Genomic DNA, 22723 nt, shown 5'->3' on the forward strand with positions numbered 1-22723 from the left:
TTTGGCTACATGCCGTTAACACATCGACTGTCGCGCAAACAACGGAAGGGGGATTCAAGGGAATGCGCGTTACCCCAGTTTTTCACTGCGAGAAAGTTCATGTTGGGCGTGCCGTTGTGCGCACTGCCCGGCAATCCTGGCATCGTCAGCACCCGCCTCTGGGGCCGGTCAGACGTGTAAACCAAACTACATCGTATAAATCCTATGATTAAGATCAGAAAAGGGTTAGATCTGCCGATAGCCGGAGCCCCGGTTCAGGCGATCCAAGATGGCCCGAACATTCAGCATGTCGCCCTGCTTGGGGAAGAGTATGTCGGAATGCGTCCCTCCATGCTGGTGCAGGAAGGCGATACCGTTAAGAAAGGCCAGGCGTTGTTCGAAGATAAGAAAAACCCCGGGGTTTTCTTCACGGCTCCCGCCAGCGGCCGCATCGTCGCGATTAACCGCGGCGAGCGGCGCGTCTTGCAATCGGTGGTGATTGCGCTGGAAAACGGCGGCGACGATCAGCTTGAGTTTGCGCATTATCCGTTGGGTGAACTCAGCCAACTGCCGCGCGAACAGGTCGAAAGCGAACTGATCGCCAGCGGCCTGTGGACCGCGCTGCGCACCCGCCCGTTCAGCAAAACGCCAAGCCCCGGCAGCGAACCGCGCGCCATTTTCGTCACCGCGATGGATACCCAACCGTTGGCCGCCGATCCGCAGGTGATCATCGCCGAACAGCAGGCGGCCTTCAACGCCGGGCTGGTGGTCTTGGCGCGTCTGACGGCGGGCAAGGTGCACGTATGCCACGCCGCCGGCGCCTCGGTTGGCCAGCAGAGCGGCCCGCAGATCGCCTACAGCGAATTTGCCGGCCCGCATCCCGCCGGGCTGGCGGGCACCCATATTCACTTCCTTGAACCGGTCAGCCTGAAGAAAACCGTTTGGCACATCGGTTACCAGGACGCGATCGCCATCGGCACCCTGTTCACCACCGGTAAGCTCGATACCCGCCGGGTCGTGGCGCTGGCCGGGCCGCAGGTGGCGCAGCCGACGCTGCTGCGCACCCGCCTGGGAGCCAGCCTCGATGAGCTGACCGCCGGCCGCCTGAAAGAGGGCGAGAACCGGGTGATCTCCGGTTCGGTGCTGAACGGTATGCAGGCCGCCGGGCCGAACGCCTGGCTGGGCCGTTTCCACTCGCAGGTGTCGGTGCTGGAAGAAGGGCGCGACAAAGAGCTGTTCGGCTGGATCGTGCCGTCGCCGAACAAGTTCTCCATTACCCGCACCACGCTGGGCCACTTCCTGAAAAACAAACTGTTCGCCTTCTCGACCACCACTAACGGCGGCGAACGCGCCATGGTGCCGATCGGCAACTATGAGCGGGTGATGCCGCTGGATATTTTGCCGACGCTGCTGCTGCGCGATTTGCTGGCGGGCGACAGCGACAGTGCGCAGGCGCTGGGCTGCCTGGAGCTGGACGAGGAAGATCTGGCGTTGTGCACCTTCGTTTGCCCCGGCAAGTATGAGTACGCGCCGGTGCTGCGCGAGGTGCTGACCAAGATTGAGCAGGAAGGATAACCGATGGGCCTGAAGAATTATTTTGAGAAGATAGAGCATCACTTCACGCCGGGCGGCAAACTGGAAAAGTGGTACCCGCTGTATGAAGCGACCACCACGGTGTTTTATACCCCCGGCACGGTGACGCGCGGCGCTTCGCACGTGCGCGACGCCATCGATTTGAAACGCATGATGATCCTGGTGTGGCTGGCGGTGTTCCCGGCGATGTTCTGGGGCATGTACAACGTCGGCCAGCAGGCGATCCCGGCGCTGCACCATCTGTACAGCGGCGACGCGCTGCAACAGGTGCTGGCGGGCGACTGGCATTATCGCCTGGCGCAGTGGCTCGGCGCCTCGCTGGCGGCCGACGCCGGCTGGGTCAGCAAGATGGTGCTGGGCGCCTGTTACTTCCTGCCGATCTACGCCGTGGTGTTCGTCGTCGGCGGCTTCTGGGAAGTGCTGTTCGCCATTATCCGCAAGCATGAGGTCAACGAAGGCTTCTTCGTCACTTCTATCCTGTTCGCGCTGATCGTGCCGCCGACCCTGCCGCTGTGGCAGGCCGCGCTGGGCATCACCTTCGGCGTGGTGGTGGCCAAAGAGATCTTCGGCGGCACCGGGCGCAACTTCCTCAACCCGGCGCTGGCCGGCCGCGCCTTCCTGTTCTTCGCCTATCCGGCGCAGATCTCCGGTGACTTGGTGTGGACCTCCGCGGACGGTTTCTCCGGCGCGACGCCGCTGGCGCAGTGGAGCGCAGGCGGGGCGCACAGCCTGAGCAACGTGGCCACCGGCCAGTCCATCAGTTGGCTGGACGCCTTCCTCGGCAACATTCCCGGCTCCATCGGTGAAGTCTCCACGCTGATGATCCTGATCGGCGGGGCGATTATCCTGTTCGGCCGCGTGGCCTCCTGGCGCATCGTCGCCGGCGTGATGCTCGGCATGGTGGCTTCCGCCCTGTTGTTCAACGCCATCGGTTCGGACACCAATCCGATGTTTGCCATGCCGTGGTACTGGCATCTGGTGCTGGGCGGCTTCGCCTTCGGCATGATCTTTATGGCGACCGACCCGGTTTCCGCCTCCTTCACCAACAAGGGGAAATGGTGGTACGGCATTCTGATCGGCGTGATGTGCGTGCTGATCCGGGTGGTCAACCCCGCCTATCCGGAAGGCATGATGCTGGCGATCCTGTTCGCCAACCTGTTCGCGCCGCTGTTCGATTACCTGGTGGTGCAGGCCAACATCAAGCGGAGAAAAGCCCGTGGCGAATGAAGCGAAAAACGACGGCATCGGTAAAACGCTGCTGGTAGTGCTACTGCTGTGTCTGGTGTGTTCAGTGGTGGTGGCGGGCTCCGCCGTCGGCCTGAAGTCCAAACAGCAGGAGCAAAAGCTGCTCGACAAGCAGCGCAATATTCTCGACGTAGCCGGCCTGTTGCAGCCGAAAATGGAGAGCGAGCAGGTCAAGCGCCTGTACAGCGAGCGCATCGAACCGCGCCTGGTGGATCTGAACAGCGGCGAATTTGTCGCCGGCAAGGCGGCGGCGTTCGATCTGGGCGCCGCGCTGCGCGACGACGCCAAAAGCGTGGCGTTGCCCGCGGGCGACGATCCGGCCGGCATCAAGCGCCGCAGCAACCAGGCGCAAATCTACCTGGTGCGCGATGAAAGCGGCCAGGTGAACAAGATTGTGTTGCCGGTATACGGCACCGGTCTGTGGTCGATGATGTACGCCTTCGTGGCATTGGATAACGACGGCAACACGGTCAAGGGCATCACCTACTACGACCAGGGGGAAACGCCGGGGCTGGGCGGTGAGGTCGAGAACCCGTCCTGGCGCCAGCAGTGGGTCGGCAAGCAGCTGTTCGACGACAACGGCCAGCCGGCGATCCGCGTGGTGAAAGGCGGCGCGCGTCAGGGGGACGTACACGGGGTGGATGGCCTGTCCGGCGCCACGCTGACCTCCAACGGCGTGCAGCATACGTTTGATTTCTGGTTGGGCGAGCACGGCTTCGGCCCGTTCCTGAAAAAAGTTCGTGAAGGAGCGTTGAAAAATGGCTGATTCCAAAGAGATAAAGCGGGTCCTGCTGGGGCCGCTGTTCGACAATAACCCGATCGCCCTGCAGGTGCTGGGCGTCTGTTCGGCGCTGGCGGTGACCACCAAGCTGGAGACGGCGGTGGTGATGACCATTGCGGTGACGCTGGTGACCGCGTTCTCCAGCTTCTTCATCTCGCTGATCCGTCATCATATTCCCAACAGCGTGCGCATCATCGTGCAGATGGCGATCATCGCCTCGCTGGTGATCGTGGTCGATCAGCTGTTGCGCGCCTATGCGTTCGAGATCTCCAAGCAGCTGTCGGTGTTCGTCGGCCTTATCATCACCAACTGCATCGTGATGGGGCGCGCCGAGGCCTACGCCATGAAGTCGCCGCCGATCGAGAGCTTTATGGACGGCATCGGCAACGGGCTGGGTTACGGGGTGATCCTGGTGCTGGTCGGTTTCCTGCGCGAGCTGATTGGCTCCGGCAAGCTGTTCGGCGTTCCGGTGCTGGAAACGGTGCAGAACGGCGGCTGGTATCAGCCGAACGGCCTGTTCCTGCTGGCGCCGAGCGCGTTCTTCATCATCGGCCTGCTGATCTGGGTGCTGCGCACCCTGAAGCCGGCGCAGATCGAAAAGGAGTAAAGGCCGATGGAACACTATATCAGCCTGTTTGTGCGCGCGGTGTTCGTCGAGAACATGGCGCTGGCGTTCTTCCTCGGGATGTGTACTTTCCTGGCGGTGTCGAAGAAGGTGTCGACCGCCTTTGGCCTGGGCATCGCGGTGACCATCGTGCTCGGCATTTCGGTGCCGGTGAATAACCTGGTCTACAACCTGATCCTGCGCGACGGCGCGCTGGTGGAAGGCGTCGATCTGAGCTTCCTCAACTTCATCACCTTCATCGGCGTGATCGCAGCGCTGGTGCAGATATTGGAGATGATCCTCGATCGCTTCTTCCCGTCGCTGTATAACGCGCTCGGCATCTTCCTGCCGCTCATCACCGTGAACTGCGCCATCTTCGGTGGCGTGTCCTTCATGGTGCAGCGCGACTACAACTTCGCCGAATCGGTGGTGTACGGCTTTGGTTCCGGCACCGGCTGGATGCTGGCGATCGTCGCCATGGCGGGGATCCGCGAAAAACTCAAGTATGCCAACGTGCCGGCAGGGCTGCGCGGTCTGGGCATTACCTTTATCACCACCGGACTGATGGCGCTGGGCTTCATGTCCTTCTCCGGTGTTCAGTTGTAAAGGCGGGAAGAATTTATGGAAATTATTTTAGGCGTAGCGATGTTCACCGCCATCGTGATGGTGCTGGTGTTGCTGATCCTGTTCGCCAAATCGAAGCTGGTGAACACCGGCGACATCGCGGTGGAAATCAATGGCGATCTGGATAAAAGCTTCCATGCGCCTGCGGGCGACAAGCTGCTCAACGTGCTCTCCAGCCAGGGGATCTTCGTCTCCTCGGCTTGCGGCGGCGGCGGCTCCTGCGGCCAGTGCCGGGTGGTGATCAAAGAGGGCGGCGGCGATATCCTGCCGACCGAGCTCTCGCACATCAACAAGCGCGAAGCGAAAGAAGGGTGCCGCCTGGCGTGCCAGGTGAACGTGAAGCAGAACCTGAAGATCGAGCTGCCGGAAGAGATCTTCGGCGTGAAGAAATGGGAGTGCGAGGTTATCTCCAACGATAACAAAGCCACCTTTATCAAAGAGCTGAAGCTGAAGATCCCCGATGGCGAAGACGTGCCGTTCCGCGCGGGCGGTTTCATCCAGATCGAAGCGCCGGCGCACGACATCAGTTACGCCGACTTCGACGTGCCGCAGGAGTATCGCGGCGACTGGGACAAGTTCAACCTGTTCCGCTACCGTTCGACGGTGAACGACACCACGGTGCGCGCCTACTCGATGGCCAACTACCCGGAAGAGAAGGGCATCATCATGCTCAACGTGCGTATTGCCACGCCGCCGCCGAACAATCCGGACGTGCCGCCGGGCATCATGTCTTCCTATATCTGGTCGCTGAAGCCGGGCGACAAGGTGACCATCTCCGGGCCGTTCGGCGAGTTCTTCGCCAAGGACACCGACGCCGAAATGATCTTTATCGGCGGCGGCGCGGGCATGGCGCCGATGCGTTCGCACATCTTCGATCAGCTCAAGCGTTTGAACTCGAAACGCAAGATCACCTTCTGGTACGGTGCGCGTTCGCTGCGCGAGATGTTCTATGAAGACGACTTCAACCAGCTGCAGGCGGAGAACGAAAACTTCACCTGGCACGTGGCGCTGTCGGATCCGCAGCCGGAAGATAACTGGACCGGCTACACCGGCTTTATCCATAATGTTCTGCTGGAGAACTACCTGAAGAACCACCCGGCGCCGGAGGACTGCGAGTTTTACATGTGCGGGCCGCCGATGATGAACGCCGCGGTGATCAAGATGCTCAAAGATCTGGGTGTCGAAGACGAAAACATCATGCTGGATGACTTTGGTGGCTAAATGCGCGCATTGGCGATGAAGAACTGGCTGACGGGCGTGGCGCTGAGCGCCACCCTGCTGCTGACCGGCTGCGGGCCGGAACAGGTGGACCTGACGGGTAAAACCATGGGCACCTCGTATTCGATCCGTTACGTGACCGGCGAAGATACGCCGTCGGCGCGCGAGATGCAGGCGGAGATCGACAAACGGCTGGAGCAGGTGAACGATCAGATGTCCACCTACCGGCCGGATTCCGAGCTGAGCCGCTTCAACGCCAGCCGCGACATTGACCGGCCGTTCCCGGTTTCGCCAGCCACCGCCGAAGTGGTGCGCGAAGCGCTGCGCATCAACCGCGTCACCGATGGCGCGCTGGACGTGACCGTCGGGCCGCTGGTCAACCTGTGGGGCTTCGGCCCGGAAGGGCGGCCGGACAAAGTGCCGAGCGAGGCGGAGCTGGAGCATCGTCGCGCCTGGACCGGCGCCGACAAACTGTCGGTGCAGGGCAGCGCGCTGGTGAAAAGCATCCCTGAGCTGTACGTCGATCTGTCGTCGATCGCCAAAGGGTATGGCGTGGACGTGGTGGCGGAATATCTGCAGTCCCGGCATGTGAAGAACTACATGGTGGATATCGGCGGCGAGGTGCGCACGCGCGGGCATAACGGCGAACAAAAGCCGTGGCGCATCGCCATCGAGCGCCCGACCGCCGGTACGCAGCAGCAGGCGCAGCTGGTGATCCAACCCGGGGAGATGTCGATCGCCACTTCGGGTGACTATCGCAACTACTTCGAGCAAGACGGGATGCGCTATTCGCACACCATCGATCCGGTCACCGGGCGCCCAATCCATCATCGGTTGGTGTCGATCACTGTGCTGAGCCCGACCTGCATGACCGCCGACGGCCTGTCCACCGGCCTGAACGTGATGGGGCCGGAGCGCGGCATGGCGCTGGCCAACCTGCTCGGCATCCCGGTGTTCATGATCGTGAAAACCGCCGACGGCTTTGAGGAGCGTTATTCAGACGCGTTCAAGCCCTATCTGAAAAAGCGTTCGTGAGGTTGCTATGTTGACGGTATTCGCCGCTACCTTCGTGTTGTTTCTGCTGATCGTCGGCGGCATGTCGCTGGGCTATGTGTTCAAACGCAAAAGCCTGCAGGGCAGCTGCGGCGGCATCACCGCGCTGGGCATGGAGAAAGTCTGCGACTGCCCGGAGCCGTGCGATGCGCGCAAAAAACGCGAAGCCAAAGCGGCGCAGCGGCGCGAGCAGTTGGAAAAGCACCGCATTCTGTAGCTGTAGCGAAAACCCGGCCTTGGCCGGGTTTTTTATTTCGCCTTGCGGAAGCTTTTCGCCTCGGCCGGGGAGTTAACCATCACGCCGTCGGCGCCCAGCGCCAGCGCCTGCTGATATTCCTGCGGCGAGTTGACCCCGAACAGGATGATGTGCGCCGGGCCCTGCGAGCGGAAACAGTCCATCGACTCTTTATCCCAGGTCAGAAATGCCTTCGAACGCCCTTCGCCGAGGGTATATTTCTCTACCACCTCCACCTCGCGTTTCAGCTCCAGCCCGTACCAGCGCGGCTGCCGGTTGTCCGGTTTGACGTCGCACTGGTGCGCCATGGTGACGTTGGCCAGCAGCGTGCGGGTTTCGTCGCGGCTTTCAAAGCGCGGGATGGCCGGCGGCAGCGCCTGAAGGTATTTGGCGTCGGTAGAGTAGACGCGGGTGCGGTTCAGGCTGTCGGTGCTTTGCAACGTCGCCAGCAGCGCCTGGCCAAACTGCGCCGGATCGGCGTCCGGGGATTTGATGTCCAGATAAAAGGTGACGTGCGGAAACGCCTTCAGCACGTCGTCGAAGCGCGGAATGCCGATGCCCTGGCCGCGGAACGGGTGGGCGTCACCCTTGGCGAAGGCCCAGCCGGCATCGGTCTCGGCCAGCTGCGCGGCGGTATAGGCAGAGACCGGGCCCTGCCGGTTGGTCAACGCTTTCAGATCCGAGGGGCGATACAGCACGATGACGCCGTCTTTGGATTCTTGCAGGGTGATCCAAATGGCGTCGGCGCCGTTTTTCAATGCCGTTTCGATAGCGATGCGGGTGTTCTCCGGCGCATCGGCGGTGCCGCCGCGGTGGGCGACGATCGCCGGCGCATGACCGGCGGCGGCGCTGGCCGCCAGGGCGCTCAGCGACAGCGCGGAAGCCAGCAGCAAATAAGAAAATCTGATCATGTAGGGTACCTTATCGTTATCGTTGTGGAGAGCCGCACGGGATGGCGGAAATCATACTATTGAAAAATTAAGCTTTTTTAACAACGCGGAAATATCTGGCGGAAACGCCGCTTTCCTCGAGCTCCGTGGCCTTGAGCTTTCGGTATCTGACTGTATACTTATACAGTGTTACTGGAGGGTGCGATGCGTAAAATCATTCATGTCGATATGGACTGCTTCTTCGCGGCGGTGGAAATGCGCGACGATCCCAGCCTGCGCGATATCCCGCTGGCGATTGGCGGCAGCGCCGATCGGCGCGGGGTGATCAGCACCGCCAACTACCCGGCGCGGCGCTATGGCGTACACAGCGCCATGTCCACGGCGATGGCGCTCAAGCTGTGTCCGCATCTCACCCTGCTGCCGGGGCGCATGGCGGCCTATAAAGAGGCTTCGCTGCACATCCGCGAAATCTTCGCCCGCTATACCCCGTTGATCGAGCCGCTGTCGCTTGATGAAGCCTATCTCGACGTGACCGAGAGCCCGCAATGCAACGGTTCGGCGACGCTGATCGCCCAGGAAATCCGTCAGGCGATCGCCGACGAGCTGAACCTGACCGCGTCGGCCGGCGTCGCGCCGATCAAGTTTCTCGCCAAAATCGCCTCCGAGATGAACAAGCCGAACGGGCAATACGTGATCACGCCGGCGCAGGTGCCGGCGTTTTTGCAGCAGCTGCCGCTCAGCAAGATCCCCGGCGTCGGCAAGGTGACCGCCAAACGGCTGGAGGAAGTGGGGCTCATCACCTGCGCCGACGTGCAGCAATACGATTTGGCGCAGCTGCTCAAGCGCTTCGGCAAGTTTGGCCGGGTGTTGTGGGAACGGTGTCAGGGCATCGATCGGCGCGAAATCTCGGCGGAGCGGCTGCGCAAATCGGTGGGGGTGGAGCGCACGCTGGCGGAAGACATTCACGACTGGGAAGACTGCGAAACGCTGATTATCGACAAACTCTATCCCGAGCTGGAGATGCGGCTGCGCAAGGTAAAGCCGGATCTGCACATCGCCCGGCAGGGCGTGAAGCTGAAGTTTCAGGATTTTCAGCAAACCACCCAGGAGCACGTCTTCCCGGTGTTGAACCGGCAGGATTTGCTGGAGGTGGCGCGACAGGCGTGGCGCGAGCGGCGCGAAGGGCGCGGCGTGCGGCTGGTGGGGTTGCATGTGACGCTGCTCGATCCGCAGCTGGAGCGGCAGTTGGCGCTGCCTTGGGAATAAAAAAGCCGGCGACCGCCGGCTTTTTGCGTTAAGCGTGCAGATTACGCGCGCTCAGGGATCGCTTTCAGCAACGAGGTCAGCAGCTTCCAGTACAGACCGACGCTTTCGATATGCACTTGCTCATCCGGCGAGTGCGGGCCGGTGATGGTTGGCCCGATCGATACCATATCCATGTTTGGATACGGCTTTTTGAACAGACCGCATTCCAGACCGGCGTGGATCACCATGATGTTCGGCGTCTTGTTGAACAGCTCCTGATACAGCTCGCGCACCAGGTGCATCACCGGCGAGTCGGCGTCCGGCTGCCAGCCCGGGTAGCCCCCCTTCGGCGCCACGTTGGCGCCGGCCAGCTGGCCCAGCGCGGCCAGCATCTCGACAACGTAATCTTTGCCGCTGTCGATCAGGGAGCGGATCAGGCAGATGATTTCCGCTTCGTTTTCGCTGGTGGTGACTACGCCGACGTTCAGCGAGGTTTCCACTACGCCTTTGACCGCGTCGCTCATGCGGATCACGCCGTTCGGCGTGCCGTTCAGCAGCGCCAGGAAGCGTTGCTGGCTGTCGGCGCTCAGCGCCTGCGAAGCGCTGGTGGTCGGCTCCAGCAGCACGGTGATGTTCTTCTCTTTGGCGGAGAGTTCGTTCTGCAGCACGGCCAGGAACTCTTGGCTCAGCGCTTTCAGCGCGTCGGCTTTTTCTGCCGGCACCGCTACCACCGCGGAGGCTTCACGCGGGATGGCGTTGCGCAGGGTGCCGCCGTTCAGGTCCAGCACGCGCAGGTTCAGCGCCTCCGCATGGGCGAACAGGAAGCGCGCCAGCAGTTTGTTGGCGTTGCCCAGCCCGACGTGGATCTCGGCGCCGGAATGGCCGCCTTTCAGGCCCTTGAGAGTCAGCTTCAGGGTTTGGTAACCGGCCGGCACCGCTTCGCGCTGCAGCGGCAGGGTGGTGATGAAGTCGATACCGCCGGCGCAACCCATGTAGATTTCGCCTTCTTCTTCGGAATCGGTATTGATCAGGATGTCCGCCTGCAGCCAGTTCGGCTGCAGCCCGAAGGCGCCGTCCATCCCCGCTTCTTCGGTCATGGTCAGCAGGACTTCCAGCGGGCCATGCTCAACGCTGTCGTCGGCCAGCACCGCCAGGGCGGAGGCCATGCCGATGCCGTTATCGGCGCCCAGCGTGGTGCCGCGCGCTTTCACCCACTCGCCGGCGATATAAGGCTGGATCGGATCCTTGGCGAAGTCGTGCACGGTGTCGTTATTCTTTTGCGGCACCATGTCCAGGTGCGCTTGCAGCGCCACCGGCTTGCGATTTTCCATGCCTTTGGTGGCCGGTTTGCGCAGCAGAATATTGCCGACCTGATCGCGCTCGGCGTGCAGGTTCTTTTCTTTGGCCCAGGTGAGGATGTGCTGCGCCAGCGCTTCTTCATGATAAGAAGGGTGTGGGATAGAACAGATCTTGGCGAAAATATCCCACAGCGGCTGTGGCGAAAGCTGAGACAATTCAGACACTATAAGTCTCCTGTGACGGCAGGCTCCGACAGGACGGGCGTGCCGCGCGGTTAAGGTGAGTGGGCATCTGTGCGTCGTGGCACGATCATCAGAGAATATCACTTTATTTCCGGCGGTGCGCGCCCCGTATTGTGCGGTTTAAGCGCTTGATCACACGGCTTCGCGGTGGGAACGTTCGTTTTTTCAGCATCAATCACCGGAAAGCTGCGCGGCGGAAATCACGAGGTTTTCCTCGGTACAGCTGGAATTCAACGCGGCCAGTCTCTATAATCTCGCGCAACCTTTTTTCCCCTGAACTATAAAATAAGCCGCTTCACCGCCGGCTGGGACACGATTCTATGAGCGAAAAATACGTTGTTACCTGGGATATGCTGCAAATGCACGCACGCAAGCTGGCGCACCGCCTGCTGCCTGCCGACAAATGGACAGGCATCATTGCCGTAAGCCGCGGCGGTCTGGTACCGGCGGGCCTGCTGGCGCGCGAACTGGGCATCCGCTATGTGGATACCGTCTGCATTTCCAGCTATGACCATGACAACCAACGCGAAATGAAAGTGCTCAAGCGCGCCGAAGGCGACGGTGAAGGCTTCATCGTGGTGGACGATCTGGTGGATACGGGCGGCACCGCGAAAGCGATCCGCGATATGTACCCGAAAGCGCATTTCGTCACCATCTTCGCCAAACCAGCGGGCCGTCCGCTGGTGGACGACTACGAAGTCGACATCCCGCAGGATACCTGGATCGAACAGCCGTGGGACATGGGCGTCAGCTTCGTTCCCCCTATCGGCGGTCGCTAAGTCCAGCCAGTTCCAGCCCAACGCCCGGTTATGCCGGGCGTTTGTTTAATGATAAACGTGATGGCATTATCAGGCTTACCGAAGGCAAGATATAAAAAATAAGGAAAATCAATTTATTGATTTTCGGCCATTGACCACAAAGGAGGAAAAACCACGCTTTTTCCTCCTTTGTCAGCCGCCTGACGCCCGGTTATGCCGGGCGTTTGCGTTATCTTGGTTTATCCCGCCAGAGTTAGGTACACTACCTCCAGTTAAGTAGGCCTTTTGCGGCCTATCGCCAGATTTACGGAGGCTGTTGTTACCATGGCACAGGCCAACCTTTCTGAAATTCTTTTCAAGCCCAAATTCAAACACCCTGAAACCTCGACGCTGGTGCTGCGCGCGCGCAACAAAGTGAGCGCCGCCATGCATTCCGCATTGGAAGGCGACACTACCGGCAGCTGGTATCGCATGCTGAACCCGCTGCTGTGGGCCTGGCGCGGCGTCAGCCCGATCGAAATCCACGAAGTGCTGGCGCGTATCGCCGCCTCGGACGCCGAGCGCAGCAATCCGCAGCGGCTGGATACCGTGGTGGGCTACCGCAATGGCAACTGGATCTACGAGTGGATCCATCAGGGCATGCAGTGGCAGCAGCGGGCGACGGAGCAGCAGGATCCGCTGCTCGGCGGCGAATACTGGCTGAAGGCCGCGAGCCTGTACAGCATCGCCGGTTACCCGCACCTGAAGGGCGACGAATTGGCCGAACAGGCGGAGATGCTCGCCAACCGCGCTTACGAAGAGGCGGCGCTGCTGTTGCCGTATCAGCTGAAAGAGCTGGAGTTCCGCATCGAAGGCGGCGGCTGTGTCACCGGTTTCCTGCACATGCCCGAGAAGGGCGAAGCGCCGTTCCCGACGGTGCTGATGTGCGGCAGCCTCGATACGCTGCAGACCGACTATCACCGTCTGTTCCGCGACTACCTGGCGCCGCACGGCATCGCCATGCTGACGCTCGACATGCCGTCGATCGGCTCCTCCTGCAAGTGGAAGCTGACGCAGGACTCCAGCTACCTGCACCAACAGGTGCTGATCCAGCTGGCCTCGGTGCCGTGGGTGGATCATCAGCGGGTGAGCGCCTTCGGCTTCCGTTTCGGCGCCAACGTGGCGGTGCGATTGGCCTATCTGGAGCCGCAGCGGCTGCGCGGCGTGGCCTGCCTGGGGCCGGTGGTGCATCGCCTGCTGTGCGACAGCAGCACCCAGCTGAACGTGCCGGACATGTATATGGACGTGCTGGCCAGCCGCATGGGCATGGCCAATGCCTCAGACAACGTGCTGAAAGTGGAGCTGAACAGCTACTCGCTGAAAATGCAGGGGTTGCTGGGGCGCCGTTGCCCGACGCCGATGATCTCCGGCTACTGGGAGCGCGATACGCTCAGCCCGAAAGAAGAGTCGCAGCTGATCGTCACCTCTTCGGTGAGCGGCAAGCTGATCGCCATCCCGCGCACCCCGGTTTACGACAGCTTCCACCGGGCGTTGCTGCAGATGTCCGGTTGGCTGAAGGATAAAATGCGTTAATTAGTTGCTAAATTTTAACAATTTGTTAAAAAGAGTGGTCTACATTGAGGAGGTTAGAGAATGACGTTACCGAGTGGTCACCCTAAAAGCCGACTAATGAAACGTTTTGCCAGCTTGGGGCCGTACCTGCGTGAAGGGCAATGTGAGAACGACCGGTTTTTCTTTGATTGTTTGGCCGTCTGCGTCAATGTGAAGCCCGCTCCGGAGAAGCGTGAGTTCTGGGGCTGGTGGATGGAGCTGCAGGCGGAAGAGGCGCGCTTCACCTATTCGTACCAATTCGGCCTGTTCGACAAGGAAGGCAACTGGACGACGCAACACATTAAGGATGATGAAGTGAACGCCAAACTGGAAGACACCTTGCGCGACTTCCATCGCCGCCTGGGCGAACTGCTGGCGACCATGGAACTGGGGCTGGAACCCGCCGATGATTTCAAAGAAAAACTGATCAAACTCTCCGCCTGACCCCGTTTGACCACGTATTGTGCTGATTTCGCGTTGTGCCTGTTGGCATAACGCGTCTCTCCTGTTACAAAGACCTTTGCACTCTTCTTCTCATCATTACACACGGCAGAAATACTATGAACGGCAGCCAGACATTGGTTGTGAAATTGGGCACCAGCGTGTTGACCGGCGGATCGCTGCGTCTGAACCGCGCCCACATCGTCGAATTGGTGCGCCAGTGCGCGCAGCAACACGCCGCGGGCCACCGCATCGTCATCGTCACCTCCGGCGCCATCGCCGCCGGGCGCGAGCACCTGGGCTATCCCGAGCTGCCCGCCACCATCGCCTCCAAGCAGCTGCTGGCGGCGGTGGGGCAGAGCCGGCTGATCCAGCTGTGGGAACAACTGTTCTCCATTTACGGCATCCACGTCGGGCAGATGCTGCTGACGCGCGCCGATCTGGAAGACCGCGAGCGCTTCCTCAACGCGCGCGACACTATGACGGCACTGCTGGACAACCGCATCGTGCCGGTAATCAATGAGAACGACGCCGTCGCCACCGCCGAAATCAAGGTGGGCGACAACGATAACCTGTCGGCGCTGGCGGCCATTTTGGCCGGCGCCGACAAACTGCTGCTGCTGACCGATCAGCAGGGCCTCTACACCGCCGATCCGCGCAACAACCCGCAGGCCGAACTGATCCGTGAAGTGCACGGCATCGACGACGCGCTGCGCGCCATCGCCGGCGACAGCGTCTCCGGTCTGGGCACCGGCGGCATGGGCACCAAGCTGCAGGCGGCCGACGTGGCCTGCCGCGCCGGCATCGACGTGGTGATCGCCGCGGGCAGCAAGCCGGGCGTGGTGGCGGACGTGATTGAAGGCAAACCGGTGGGCACCCGTTTCCACGCGCTGGAAACCCCGCTGGAAAACCGCAAGCGCTGGATCTTCGGCGCGCCGCCGGCCGGTGAGATCACCGTCGACGACGGTGCGGTGGAAGCGATGATGGCGCGCGGCAGCTCGCTGCTGCCGAAAGGTATCCGTGAAGTGAAGGGCGACTTCTCGCGCGGCGAAGTGATCCGCATCCGCAACCAGGCGGGGCGCGATCTGGCGCACGGCGTCAGCCGCTACAACAGCGACGCGATGCGTATGATCGCCGGGCACCACTCGCAGGAAATCAGCGAAATCCTCGGTTATGAATACGGTCCGGTGGCAGTGCACCGCGACGATATGATTGTCAGTTAAGGAGTGAGCATGCTGGAGCAGATGGGGAAGGCCGCCAAGCAGGCCTCCTGGCAGCTGGCGGTGCTGAGCACGGCGAAGAAGAATCAGGTGCTGTCGGTGATGGCCGACAGGTTGGAAGCCAACAGTGAAGCGATCCTGCTGGCGAACGAACAAGACATGGCGCAGGCGCGCGCCACCGGTATGAGCGAAGCGCTGCTCGATCGCCTGTTGCTGACCCCGGCGCGGCTGGCGGCGATCGCCAACGACGTGCGCCAGGTGTGCCGCCTGAACGATCCGGTCGGCCACGTGCTGGACGGCAACCTGCTGGACAGCGGGCTGAAGCTGGAGCGCCGGCGGGTGCCGCTCGGCGTGATCGGCGTGATTTACGAGGCGCGGCCGAACGTCACCATCGACGTCGCCAGCCTGTGCCTGAAAACCGGCAACGCGGTGATCCTGCGCGGCGGTAAAGAGACGCATAATACCAACCAGGCGACGGTGAAAGTGATCCAGCAGGCGCTGGAACAGTGCGGCCTGCCGGCGGCGGCGGTGCAGGCGATCGACAGCCCGGATCGCGCGCTGGTGAACGAACTGCTGCGCCTGGATCGCTACGTCGACATGCTGATCCCGCGCGGCGGCGCCGGCCTGCACAAGCTGTGCCGCGAGCAATCGACCATCCCGGTGATCACCGGCGGCATCGGCGTGTGCCACACCTACGTGGATGCCGATGTCGACTTCGACAAGGCGCTGACGGTGATTGAAAACGCCAAGATCCAGCGCCCAAGCGCCTGTAACTCGCTGGAGACGCTGCTGGTGAACCGCAGCATCGCCGCCGAGTTCCTGCCGGCGCTGAGCGCCAAAATGGCGGCGGCGGGCGTGACGCTGCACGCGGCGGAAAACGCGCTGCCGCTGCTGCAGGGCGGCCCTGCGACGGTGGTGCCGGTGAACGCGGAGGATTACGACGACGAATGGCTGTCGCTGGATCTGAACGTATTGCTGGTGGACGATATCGATCAGGCCATCGACCACATCCGCACTCACGGCACCAACCACTCCGACGCGATCCTCACCCGCTCGCTGAGCAGCGCCGAGCACTTCGTGCGCGCGGTGGACTCCTCGGCGGTGTACGTCAACGCCAGCACCCGCTTCACCGACGGCGGCCAGTTCGGCCTGGGCGCGGAAGTGGCGGTGAGCACCCAGAAACTGCACGCCCGCGGCCCGATGGGCCTGGACGCGCTGACCACCTACAAGTGGATTGGCTACGGCGACGATCTGGTGCGCAGCTAAGGCCGCATTGCGGTCATAAAGAGGTCAGGGCGCACCATGCTGCGGCCTGATTGTTTTTGGAAAAGGGGGACTGCACGACAGTCTGGTTGCTTGCAAAACAACCAAACGCCCCGGCGGGCTATTGACTCATTTCGCGCGCAGGTCTACCTTGTTCAACGCACTTCCGGCTTGCCCCGCAGGCCCGGCTCGATGCCGATATAGCTCAGTTGGTAGAGCAGCGCATTCGTAATGCGAAGGTCGTAGGTTCGACTCCTATTATCGGCACCATCCCCTCTTCCTGTAATGTCCGTATTCATCCATAATCACTCTGTTTTATAAAGATATTTTTGATTTTTTAATCCGTATTAGTCCGTAATGTTCCAGTGGAATCCGGTATCTAATATGTATAGGATTGTGTATATGTTCCTGTTCGGTCTTGGATTTCTATACACATGCCTTTAAACGATATGCAGATTCGCCGCGCTAAGCCTGAAGCTAAAGCCTATACACTTGGAGATGGGCAAGGGCTGTCATTGCTTATAGAACCTAATGGAAGCAAGAGCTGGAGGTTCCGCTATCGCTATGCCGGTAAACCCAAAATGATCTCGCTTGGCGTCTACCCAACGATCACATTAGCAGATGCTCGTTCTCGCCGTGATGAAGCTCGAAAACTTGTGGCAGAAGGAAAGAATCCTAGTGAGGTTCGAAAAGAGCAAAAGCTAGCTCTGCAAACAGAGTCAGAGAACTCTTTCGAAAAGATAGCCAGAGAGTGGCACCAGCTTAAGTCTGCCAAATGGTCGGCAGGATATGCCTCAGATATCATGGAAGCGTTTAAGAACGACATTTTTCCTTATGTGGGTACAAGACCAGTAGGAGAGATTAAACCGTTAGAGCTGTTAAACGTACTGCGTAAAATTGAGAAACGTGGCGCTTTAGAGAAAATGCGCAAAGTGCGGCAGCGCTGTTCGGAAGTTTTTCGCTATGCTATAGCCACCGGAAGAGCTGAGTTTAATCCTGCGGCAGATCTATCCAGTGCTCTCGAAGTACATCAATCCAATCACTTCCCGTTCCTAAAAGCTAATGAAATACCCGATTTTCTGCGAGCTTTGAATCGTTACACTGGTAGCAGACTCGTCCAGATTGCTACCAAATTACTGATGATTACGGGTGTGAGGACCATCGAATTACGTGCTGCATTGTGGTCAGAGTTTGATCTAGATAACGCTTTTTGGGAAATTCCGGTCGAAAGGATGAAAATGCGCAAACCACATCTTGTACCATTGTCCCCACAAGCGTTAGATTTGTTGCACGAGCTAAAAAATATGACAGGGCATTATCGCTATGTTTTTCCTGGGCGAAATGATCCTAATAAACCCATGAGTGAAGCAAGTATCAATCAAGTTATCAAAAGGATCGGTTATGGAGGGAGGCTCACTGGACATGGATTTAGACACACAATGTCGACTATCCTACATGAGCAGGGCTTCAACAGTTCGTGGATTGAAATTCAATTGGCTCATGTGGATAAAAACACTATTCGGGGCACTTACAACCATGCAGTATATCTGTCAATGCGCAAAGATATGCTGGCATGGTATTCCGATTATATATTTAACTCTTAGGCTATATGTTGCTTTTATAATACTTAGTTAATTAATTTTATCGCAGCAAATCTATACATCAAGAGAAGCTTATGAACAATTCAATTGAGGCAGTACTGTTTGATCTGGATAACACACTGGTAAATACCAATTCTTTGAAAGAATATAGAGAGGGGGCTAAGGATAAAAGACTTACACAGGATGAATTGAGTACAACAAAATTATACCCTAAAACAAAAGTAGTTTTGGAGTCTTTCAAAGATTCAAATATCTTGATGGCCGTTGTAACAAACTCTCCTCGGCAGTATGCATTAGATGTGCTTAATCATCATGGGATTGAACATTATTTTAGTACAATTATTACTTATAACGAAGTCGGCCCTGGAGGAGTTAAACCATCGCCACAAGGTATAAATTTAGCGCTGAATAATTTGAATCTAACAAATAAAAATAACATTCTATTTATTGGTGACGATGCCAAAGACATTAATGCATCCTATGCGGCTGGAGTAAAGCCTATTACCCCTGCGTGGGCATCTAAAGATTTTATAGGGCAAATGCCTGCTGCAATGATTAGTACTAGATGCCTCAGTGAGGAAGTTGATAATTTTAACCATATTGATTTGATTGCAGATAGATGTGCTAATTTTAATTCATTTGATATTGATAAGAAATGGCTGTTTTTCATTCCCATGGATAAGGATGGGAATATAGGAGCGGTCAAGAAAAGTGAAATTAATTTCCTTTGTTTAGGGCGTTACTTTAGTCAAAAAAATACACTTACTGCAAAAATTCATGAGAATCATACCCTTTCGAAAGAGATCTATAAAAAGGAGCTTGAGCCAAAATATGTCGTTCCTGAGTATTGGGTTGATCTTCTTTCTTATTTCGTAGACAAAACTCCTGCATATTTTTTTGAAGATGACTCTGTTTTTGATATTGTTACTGTCATACCAGCCAAGAAAGGTAAAAACAGACGATTAGAGAACCTTCTAAATCGAATGAGCCGAAATTCTAAAAGTCACCATACTCAATATATTTCTGACTTATTCTATTTTTCGGAAGATGCTAAGAGTCTAAAAACAATGGGGCGTGATGAAAGGGCTAATGAAATAAAAGATAATCTTCACTTTAATTCTAAATATGAAAGTATGATTCAAGCATCAAAGATATTAATAATCGATGATGTAATAACTACAGGTTCAACTTTAAAAGGTGCTCAATCATTACTAGAAGCGATGAATCCTGAAAGGGTGTTATCAATATCGTTGGCCAAAACGGTTAGCATTAGTGAAGATATGCATGTTTGTGATAATTGTGGGAAATTAATGCGTGTTATGCGTAATAAAAAATCTGGACAGCATTTTTTGGGTTGTACAGGATTTTTTGACACCCCGAAATGTAAAAATACTAAGAGCATAGATTAAAAATACAAAGCGCATGTTGGTTTTATAACAGGCGCTTTATTTATTATTGTGGATCATTTATAATGTTTGCAGTTTTTGTTTATTTTAAAGGTGCAGAATGAAAACTGTATCACCTGATACTGAAAAGCTTTTAGCGATAAAATATTTAAAGGGTATTGGTGAAAAAACAATATCATCTCTTCATGCAATTAAGGATTTCTCCGATCTTTCTATTGAAGATATATTAAGGTTTTCTCTAAATAAGAAAGATTCTTATAGTCGTTTGGATATTGTTCAGGCTATGAATTCAGCCAGGCTGCAGAGTGATATTGCGCATGATAAAGGTCATTTTATAATATCATTTTTTGATGATTGTTATCCTTTAAATTTAAAAAATGCCAGTCATGCTGCTCCTATATTATTTTGCAGTGGTGATATAAGTTGTCTTAAAAACAATAATTTGACTGTGATTGGAACCAGGGAGCCTACAGAGCATGGCGTGGTAATTGCCAAGAGAGTTACGGAATGGTTTGTTAGCAAAGGCTGGTCGATAGTTAGTGGATTAGCACTAGGGATTGATAGCATCGCACACACCACTTGTATCGATAGTGGTGGAAAAACGATTGCAGTATTAGCTCATGGGCTTGAGAAAGTTTACCCTGCAAAAAATAAAGAACTTGCTAAAAGAATTGTGGGTAGTGGTGGGTTGTTAATATCTGAATATCCTTACAACTCATTTGTCGGAAAATCTAATTTTGTAGATCGAGATGCTATACAAGCAGCAGTTTCGTCAGGGGTGGTATTGATTCAAACAGGGGTTTTAGGTGGTAGTTTACATGCATCAAGAGCTTCACTTTTATTGAATCGTCCGTTGATTGTTGCGGGCCAGTCAAAAACAGATATCAAAAATTGCGAACCAAAAGCTAGCGGTAATATGGCTTTGTTAACCTCAAGTCACGATGCCATAAAAAAAATACTACGACTTAACAAATATGATCAAAGTATGTTATTGCCACTGCACGACAGTAACCAGTATGAAATTATCAACGCCAAGTTGCTCGAGTTGTTGAAAGATTTGAAAAGTAGCAATAACACGATTAATAGAAATATAGATTTGGATTTTTAAATATAACGCGCTTTCGTACTTAGACGCGGTGATGACCAGGCAGATCTATTTTTCTATCTTATCGACGCTGGCGCGCAATACTTCCCCCGCCTCGCCTGCGCACTTCATGTGTCGCTTTTCATGCAGTTGCATGAACGGCCGCAGGCCGCGCCAGTACTGGTGCTGGCGGGGATGAAAAGTGCATTTTCTTGCATGCAAAATCATGCACCCTATGCATGCACGCGCAATTTGAGGCTGGCTAGCCAGGAAAAAGGCTGTTTTGGGCGAGGCGGAAGGGGAATGCCCCGCGGTGCTGTCGAGAGCGGCGGGGCGGAGAATGCTTAGTGCAGGGTAGGATTGCTGTTATAACGGCGATAGCGGTTCAACGTCCGTTTCTCCGGCGGTGGCAAGGCGTTCTCATCGACCGGTTGCGCTTGTATCGGCTGGCACAGGATTTTATCGACGCTTTCCACCGTCTTGAATGTGCAAGAACAGGTCAGGCTTTGACATTGGTAATACGCCTCTTTCGTGCGATCCGTGATATAGCGACTGGTGCGTGTATAGGACGCATGGGTGCACAGCGGGCAGCGCATCATGATTGTGCCCCTTTCTGCTGCATGCGTTGACGTTTTTCCACTAATTCTGTTACCCATTGCATCTGGCGCATCAGGCATCTTTGTCGCTCCCGCAATACGCCGGTTTCTTCCTGTATCGTCAGGCCAATCTCATTCAGCACTGGGTGATCGATATTTTGCTCTGCCATGGCAATGTGAATACGGCCTTTTAGCGTTCCCAGTACCTGTTGCTCAATCATCCTCATCGGATTGTCCGCATAGACGCCGTAAGCCTGTGAAGCCAGTGCGTAAGCCTTGATAACGTCAGGGCTGATAAGCGCCTTGCTCAGCGCATCCACGGCCTGATGCATCGCATGAGCTGCAAAGGTCGTGAGGGCGTCTTTGTGCGCGCTCACCACCTTCGGGGCTGTGCCGCCGCAGTTGAGGTGAAGCTGCATTTTGTCCAGCTCCATCTCCTCAATCAGGCCGTCGAACTCTTTCGCCAGCTCCCGCTTGGAAATCCGGCTGTGGTGTTGCGCTTGCAGTTCCGGCGTCATTTCTCCGTGCAGTTTGCGAAACAGGGTGCGCCACTGGCTTTCTGCCTCCTGGCTCTGCACTTCGGTGTCTTTCTTCTGTTGGTGGCAGCGAGCAATGCCGGTTACGACGTCGGTCAATGCCTGATAGTTTTTGTCGTGGGCGGCGCGAGCGTAACGCAGGGCTTGCAGTTTATCGGTGATGTATTTCGGTAAGGCGGTGGTGCTCATGGTCATGTCTCCGGTGTCAGTCAATGTGAAGCTGTTCTGCTGACCGCCGTACAACATCGCCATTCATCCCGGTTGGACTGTCCCCAGGACAACAGCCCTGAGCACTGATGACAAAACCATCAAGCTATTTTTAGTTTTACCTAAAACTATTCACTACTGTTCACCTAAATAAAAAATAGAGATAAATCAGTAGATAAGTGGGTGAACAGTTCTCGCTAAACTCTTCACCCAGTGTTCACCACTGTTCACCCAGCCCAAAACGCCCTTTTCCCTGGCTAGCGATGGTTAGTCTGTTTTTACCTATTTATTAGCAGTGAATTCATTGTTGAAAATTATGGGGCAATGTTGAGGAAGGGTGAGGATTGCTGAGCTATTATAATTTGTTGTTTTTATGACCATTTCTTAATGAGCCACACAACAACGCCTTGTTGCCACCCCGGTAAATATTCACATAATAGGGCGCTACCGAAGTTCACACAGTCCCGGCCAGCGTTGGCCGGACACAAAGAGGTAGCGTTTTATGTTGACCGTTTCCACCCCCACTCCATCCACCCCGTCGCCGGTTATTCCTGGCGGTTACACCCCGCGCGAACGCTTTATCCGCCTGCCGGAAGTGCTCTACACCACCGGCCTGTCCCGCTCCACCGTGTACGAGATGATGAGCCGCCGGCAGTTCCCGGCTCAGGTCTCTCTCGGCGGTAAAAACGTCGCCTGGCTGGCCTCCGAGGTCGAGCAGTGGATGGACGAACGTATCGCCAACCGTCACCAGGGGGCCGCCGCATGATGCGATTAACCTTGGGTCGCCAGCATTTCACCCTTGATGAGCGCGACGCGCTGTTTGTGGCGGAAGCTATCCTATTGCAGCGTAAAGAGCCTGGCGTCGTTTTGCCGGAGCACCGCAGCGAAAAGCACGGCGTTATTCGTCTGGCGAGTCGCCAGGCCGAGCCGCGCCTGTTCAGTGCCGGGCCGGTGCCGCTGACCTGCGCGGCTGCCGATACCCGCAACGACCAATTGACCGACTGTTGATCACT

The 22723-nt window shown here is 56.8% G+C and carries 23 protein-coding genes and 1 tRNA gene; 20 read left to right on the top strand and 4 right to left on the bottom strand.

The features are described from left to right. Positions 1-204 precede the first annotated feature (204 nt). The 8 genes from CPH57_RS00995 to nqrM are packed head-to-tail and all read left to right on the top strand — an operon-like array spanning position 205 to position 7314. Positions 205-1554, top strand: coding sequence for a Na(+)-translocating NADH-quinone reductase subunit A (locus CPH57_RS00995; RefSeq protein WP_033641974.1), 1350 nt, complete (start codon positions 205-207; stop codon positions 1552-1554). A 3-nt stretch (positions 1555-1557) separates the two neighbouring features. Next, the gene (locus CPH57_RS01000; RefSeq protein ID WP_016928991.1) at positions 1558-2799 is read left to right on the top strand and encodes an NADH:ubiquinone reductase (Na(+)-transporting) subunit B; all 1242 of its coding nucleotides are present in this window, start codon (positions 1558-1560) and stop codon (positions 2797-2799) included. Continuing rightward, positions 2789-3583 (top strand): Na(+)-translocating NADH-quinone reductase subunit C, encoded by a 795-nt coding sequence (locus CPH57_RS01005; RefSeq protein WP_096241915.1) that lies wholly within the window; start codon positions 2789-2791, stop codon positions 3581-3583. Before CPH57_RS01000 ends, CPH57_RS01005 begins: the two co-directional genes overlap by 11 nt. After that, positions 3576-4205 carry an NADH:ubiquinone reductase (Na(+)-transporting) subunit D gene (locus tag CPH57_RS01010; RefSeq protein WP_004930232.1) on the top strand — a complete coding sequence of 210 codons (630 nt, stop codon included), beginning with the start codon at positions 3576-3578 and terminating at the stop codon, positions 4203-4205. Before CPH57_RS01005 ends, CPH57_RS01010 begins: the two co-directional genes overlap by 8 nt. Before the next feature lie 6 nt (positions 4206-4211). Next, positions 4212-4808 (top strand): NADH:ubiquinone reductase (Na(+)-transporting) subunit E, encoded by a 597-nt coding sequence (gene nqrE / locus CPH57_RS01015; protein ID WP_004930235.1) that lies wholly within the window; start codon positions 4212-4214, stop codon positions 4806-4808. A gap of 15 nt (positions 4809-4823) precedes the next feature. Next, complete coding sequence (gene nqrF, locus CPH57_RS01020; protein WP_033634097.1) at positions 4824-6047, top strand: NADH:ubiquinone reductase (Na(+)-transporting) subunit F; 1224 nt, start codon at positions 4824-4826, stop codon at positions 6045-6047. Further along, positions 6048-7079 carry an FAD:protein FMN transferase gene (locus CPH57_RS01025; protein WP_047572543.1) on the top strand — a complete coding sequence of 344 codons (1032 nt, stop codon included), beginning with the start codon at positions 6048-6050 and terminating at the stop codon, positions 7077-7079. A 7-nt stretch (positions 7080-7086) separates the two neighbouring features. Further along, positions 7087-7314: a (Na+)-NQR maturation NqrM gene (gene nqrM / locus CPH57_RS01030; protein ID WP_016928987.1), complete on the top strand. Its 228-nt coding sequence runs from the start codon at positions 7087-7089 to the stop codon at positions 7312-7314. A 32-nt stretch (positions 7315-7346) separates the two neighbouring features. On the opposite strand, the gene CPH57_RS01035 is transcribed toward nqrM, so the two are convergent. After that, positions 7347-8243 carry a glycerophosphodiester phosphodiesterase family protein gene (locus CPH57_RS01035; protein WP_096241916.1) on the bottom strand — a complete coding sequence of 299 codons (897 nt, stop codon included), beginning with the start codon at positions 8241-8243 and terminating at the stop codon, positions 7347-7349. 183 nt (positions 8244-8426) lie between these two features. Here CPH57_RS01035 and dinB point away from each other — a divergent pair, with 183 nt between their 5' ends. Then, a complete protein-coding gene (gene dinB, locus CPH57_RS01040; protein ID WP_096241917.1) occupies positions 8427-9488 on the top strand; it encodes a DNA polymerase IV in 1062 nt (353 codons plus the stop codon). 41 nt (positions 9489-9529) lie between these two features. Here the strand turns inward: dinB and pepD are convergent, their stop codons facing one another. Further along, positions 9530-10990, bottom strand: coding sequence for a beta-Ala-His dipeptidase (gene pepD, locus CPH57_RS01045; protein WP_096241918.1), 1461 nt, complete (start codon positions 10988-10990; stop codon positions 9530-9532). A gap of 338 nt (positions 10991-11328) precedes the next feature. Here pepD and gpt point away from each other — a divergent pair, with 338 nt between their 5' ends. The 9 genes from gpt (at position 11329) to CPH57_RS01090 (ending at position 20395) form a co-directional block, all read left to right on the top strand. Next, the gene (gene gpt, locus CPH57_RS01050) at positions 11329-11787 is read left to right on the top strand and encodes a xanthine phosphoribosyltransferase (RefSeq protein ID WP_025301674.1); all 459 of its coding nucleotides are present in this window, start codon (positions 11329-11331) and stop codon (positions 11785-11787) included. A gap of 303 nt (positions 11788-12090) precedes the next feature. After that, positions 12091-13338, top strand: a complete 1248-nt coding sequence (frsA, locus tag CPH57_RS01055) for an esterase FrsA (RefSeq protein ID WP_096241919.1) — start codon at positions 12091-12093, stop codon at positions 13336-13338. Between the two features lie 60 nt (positions 13339-13398). Next, complete coding sequence (gene crl / locus CPH57_RS01060; RefSeq protein ID WP_096241920.1) at positions 13399-13800, top strand: sigma factor-binding protein Crl; 402 nt, start codon at positions 13399-13401, stop codon at positions 13798-13800. A 116-nt stretch (positions 13801-13916) separates the two neighbouring features. Beyond that, entirely contained in the window at positions 13917-15020 is a 1104-nt protein-coding gene (proB, locus tag CPH57_RS01065) for a glutamate 5-kinase (RefSeq protein WP_033651028.1), read from the top strand. A gap of 9 nt (positions 15021-15029) precedes the next feature. Further along, entirely contained in the window at positions 15030-16283 is a 1254-nt protein-coding gene (gene proA, locus CPH57_RS01070) for a glutamate-5-semialdehyde dehydrogenase (protein WP_015376739.1), read from the top strand. Positions 16284-16474: 191 nt separating this feature from the next. Beyond that, positions 16475-16550, top strand: a tRNA-Thr gene (locus CPH57_RS01075). Positions 16551-16714: 164 nt separating this feature from the next. Beyond that, entirely contained in the window at positions 16715-17884 is a 1170-nt protein-coding gene (locus CPH57_RS01080; protein ID WP_049241376.1) for an integrase arm-type DNA-binding domain-containing protein, read from the top strand. Positions 17885-17955: 71 nt separating this feature from the next. Then, positions 17956-19290 carry an HAD hydrolase-like protein gene (locus tag CPH57_RS01085; RefSeq protein WP_075201896.1) on the top strand — a complete coding sequence of 445 codons (1335 nt, stop codon included), beginning with the start codon at positions 17956-17958 and terminating at the stop codon, positions 19288-19290. A gap of 97 nt (positions 19291-19387) precedes the next feature. Next, positions 19388-20395: a DNA-processing protein DprA gene (locus CPH57_RS01090; RefSeq protein WP_096241921.1), complete on the top strand. Its 1008-nt coding sequence runs from the start codon at positions 19388-19390 to the stop codon at positions 20393-20395. Positions 20396-20715: 320 nt separating this feature from the next. On the opposite strand, the gene CPH57_RS01095 is transcribed toward CPH57_RS01090, so the two are convergent. Together CPH57_RS01095 and CPH57_RS01100 are read right to left on the bottom strand one after the other, a co-directional pair. Next, the gene (locus CPH57_RS01095) at positions 20716-20970 is read right to left on the bottom strand and encodes an ogr/Delta-like zinc finger family protein (RefSeq protein WP_046897662.1); all 255 of its coding nucleotides are present in this window, start codon (positions 20968-20970) and stop codon (positions 20716-20718) included. After that, positions 20967-21692 (bottom strand): NAD-dependent aldehyde dehydrogenase, encoded by a 726-nt coding sequence (locus CPH57_RS01100; protein WP_096242812.1) that lies wholly within the window; start codon positions 21690-21692, stop codon positions 20967-20969. Before CPH57_RS01100 ends, CPH57_RS01095 begins: the two co-directional genes overlap by 4 nt. A 520-nt stretch (positions 21693-22212) precedes the next feature. Between CPH57_RS01100 and CPH57_RS01105 the strand changes: the two genes are divergently transcribed. Next, the gene (locus tag CPH57_RS01105) at positions 22213-22476 is read left to right on the top strand and encodes an AlpA family transcriptional regulator (RefSeq protein WP_049242633.1); all 264 of its coding nucleotides are present in this window, start codon (positions 22213-22215) and stop codon (positions 22474-22476) included. Beyond that, positions 22473-22718, top strand: coding sequence for a hypothetical protein (locus CPH57_RS01110; protein ID WP_096241922.1), 246 nt, complete (start codon positions 22473-22475; stop codon positions 22716-22718). The genes CPH57_RS01105 and CPH57_RS01110 overlap by 4 nt, the downstream gene beginning before the upstream one ends. The last annotated feature ends 5 nt before the right edge of the window (positions 22719-22723 follow it).

Source organism: Serratia sp. JKS000199 (assembly GCF_900215455.1).
Taxonomy (GTDB): domain Bacteria; phylum Pseudomonadota; class Gammaproteobacteria; order Enterobacterales; family Enterobacteriaceae; genus Serratia; species Serratia ureilytica.

What these genes read in the sequence shown, in the direction of transcription:
- CPH57_RS00995 (WP_033641974.1), top strand. Translation starts at nt 205, where the DNA reads ATGATTAAGATCAGAAAAGGGTTAGATCTGCCGATAGCCGGAGCCCCG.
- CPH57_RS01000 (WP_016928991.1), top strand. Translation starts at nt 1,558, where the DNA reads ATGGGCCTGAAGAATTATTTTGAGAAGATAGAGCATCACTTCACGCCG.
- CPH57_RS01010 (WP_004930232.1), top strand. Translation starts at nt 3,576, where the DNA reads ATGGCTGATTCCAAAGAGATAAAGCGGGTCCTGCTGGGGCCGCTGTTC.
- nqrE (WP_004930235.1), top strand. Translation starts at nt 4,212, where the DNA reads ATGGAACACTATATCAGCCTGTTTGTGCGCGCGGTGTTCGTCGAGAAC.
- nqrF (WP_033634097.1), top strand. Translation starts at nt 4,824, where the DNA reads ATGGAAATTATTTTAGGCGTAGCGATGTTCACCGCCATCGTGATGGTG.
- CPH57_RS01025 (WP_047572543.1), top strand. Translation starts at nt 6,048, where the DNA reads ATGCGCGCATTGGCGATGAAGAACTGGCTGACGGGCGTGGCGCTGAGC.
- nqrM (WP_016928987.1), top strand. Translation starts at nt 7,087, where the DNA reads ATGTTGACGGTATTCGCCGCTACCTTCGTGTTGTTTCTGCTGATCGTC.
- CPH57_RS01035 (WP_096241916.1), bottom strand. Translation starts at nt 8,243, where the DNA reads ATGATCAGATTTTCTTATTTGCTGCTGGCTTCCGCGCTGTCGCTGAGC.
- dinB (WP_096241917.1), top strand. Translation starts at nt 8,427, where the DNA reads ATGCGTAAAATCATTCATGTCGATATGGACTGCTTCTTCGCGGCGGTG.
- gpt (WP_025301674.1), top strand. Translation starts at nt 11,329, where the DNA reads ATGAGCGAAAAATACGTTGTTACCTGGGATATGCTGCAAATGCACGCA.
- frsA (WP_096241919.1), top strand. Translation starts at nt 12,091, where the DNA reads ATGGCACAGGCCAACCTTTCTGAAATTCTTTTCAAGCCCAAATTCAAA.
- crl (WP_096241920.1), top strand. Translation starts at nt 13,399, where the DNA reads ATGACGTTACCGAGTGGTCACCCTAAAAGCCGACTAATGAAACGTTTT.
- proB (WP_033651028.1), top strand. Translation starts at nt 13,917, where the DNA reads ATGAACGGCAGCCAGACATTGGTTGTGAAATTGGGCACCAGCGTGTTG.
- proA (WP_015376739.1), top strand. Translation starts at nt 15,030, where the DNA reads ATGCTGGAGCAGATGGGGAAGGCCGCCAAGCAGGCCTCCTGGCAGCTG.
- CPH57_RS01080 (WP_049241376.1), top strand. Translation starts at nt 16,715, where the DNA reads ATGCCTTTAAACGATATGCAGATTCGCCGCGCTAAGCCTGAAGCTAAA.
- CPH57_RS01085 (WP_075201896.1), top strand. Translation starts at nt 17,956, where the DNA reads ATGAACAATTCAATTGAGGCAGTACTGTTTGATCTGGATAACACACTG.
- CPH57_RS01090 (WP_096241921.1), top strand. Translation starts at nt 19,388, where the DNA reads ATGAAAACTGTATCACCTGATACTGAAAAGCTTTTAGCGATAAAATAT.
- CPH57_RS01095 (WP_046897662.1), bottom strand. Translation starts at nt 20,970, where the DNA reads ATGATGCGCTGCCCGCTGTGCACCCATGCGTCCTATACACGCACCAGT.
- CPH57_RS01100 (WP_096242812.1), bottom strand. Translation starts at nt 21,692, where the DNA reads ATGAGCACCACCGCCTTACCGAAATACATCACCGATAAACTGCAAGCC.
- CPH57_RS01105 (WP_049242633.1), top strand. Translation starts at nt 22,213, where the DNA reads ATGTTGACCGTTTCCACCCCCACTCCATCCACCCCGTCGCCGGTTATT.
- CPH57_RS01110 (WP_096241922.1), top strand. Translation starts at nt 22,473, where the DNA reads ATGATGCGATTAACCTTGGGTCGCCAGCATTTCACCCTTGATGAGCGC.